The 1,207-nt window shown below is 69.4% G+C and carries 1 protein-coding gene; it reads right to left on the bottom strand.

Annotation, left to right across the window (positions count from 1 at the left end):
* Window positions 1-428: 428 nt before the first annotated feature.
* Window positions 429-1,139, bottom strand: a complete 711-nt coding sequence (locus PKE99_RS37590) for a GntR family transcriptional regulator (RefSeq protein ID WP_051738349.1) — start codon at window positions 1,137-1,139, stop codon at window positions 429-431.
* Between the last annotated feature and the right edge of the window lie 68 nt (window positions 1,140-1,207).

Here is a 1,207-nt window from a genome sequence, read left to right on the forward strand (position 1 = left end):
CGCTGACAAGCGCAAGTCGGTGATGACGTCGTGCTCGACGAGGAGCTGGTGGTGTGGCAGCAGGCCGGTCGACTTCCTCGCCATCCAGGACTGCCTACAGCCCTCGACCGTCCACGCGGCCCGGCTCCCGCGGTCAGGTCGGCGGCCGATCAGAATGATCGCGGCGTGTCTGCTGTAGACGGAACCTGCCTCGGCCAGGCTGTCGGGCCCTCGTCGAGGATCTTGTTCCGGACTCGTTGGGGGAGTGGGTCGCGCCGCTGTCAATCACCGATCCACGGGACCGGCGGGCGCTCCCGGCGCAAGGGGCAGAGCGGAGATCGGATCGTCCGCGGAGCGTCGAACGTGTGGCGCCGGGCGGTCGGCGGAAGTGCGTCGTTTCGCTTCGTCCAGATCCAGCGCGCGGGCCGCGATACGGAGCGCGGCGGGTGTCAGCTCGTCGTGCGGGTAGTGGAGGCGGTCTCGGCATGGATGACCGCGACCGTCCCGATGATGTGGCGCTCCATGGACGAACGGGCGGCCGCCTGGTCCCCGGCGTGCAGGGCCTCGCGGATTTCCTCGTGGTCGTCGTGGCGTTCGTCGAGCGCGGAGCTCAACGGCTGCGGCACGCCGGTGGTGTTGATCAGGAAGTCGGACAGGTCCCACATCTTGCGGCTGGTCTCGGCCATGATCCGGGAGTGGGCCATGAGGTGGATGGCCTCGTGGAAGCGCCGGTTGAGCACCCGGTAGCCCTGGGCGCGGACTCCGGCGTCCTTCTCCGAGCGCAGCGTGCCGATCCGCTGGGAAATCAGGTCGAGCTCGAGGAGCTGGTCCTCGGTGCGCCGCGTGGCCGCGATCCCGGCGATGCTGCCCTCGAAGCCGCCGAACATGTGGAAGAAGTCCTCGACCTCGCGCAGGTCGTACGTGGCGACCCGGGAACCGACCTGCGGCAGGATCTCGATCATGCCGTCGCCGGACAGGCGGCGCAGTGCCTCCATCACCGGCTGCTTGCTGACGCCGAACTCCGTGCGTAGCGCCTCGGTGGACAGCCGCTCGCCGGCCGCGTAGCGGCCCTCGAGCAGTCGCTCCTTGAGCTGGTCGTACACGGCGTGGTTGAGCCGACTGGCACCGCGGTCGAGACGGGTCAGCTGCGGGTCGGTCACGCGCAAAGAGTAGCCGGACCGTCCCGACCCGTTCGTCGTCGCGCCGTTCGTCTCCACCATGGCCCCCT

This window comes from Pseudonocardia halophobica (assembly GCF_027922425.1).
GTDB classification, from domain to species: Bacteria; Actinomycetota; Actinomycetes; order Mycobacteriales; family Pseudonocardiaceae; genus Pseudonocardia; species Pseudonocardia halophobica.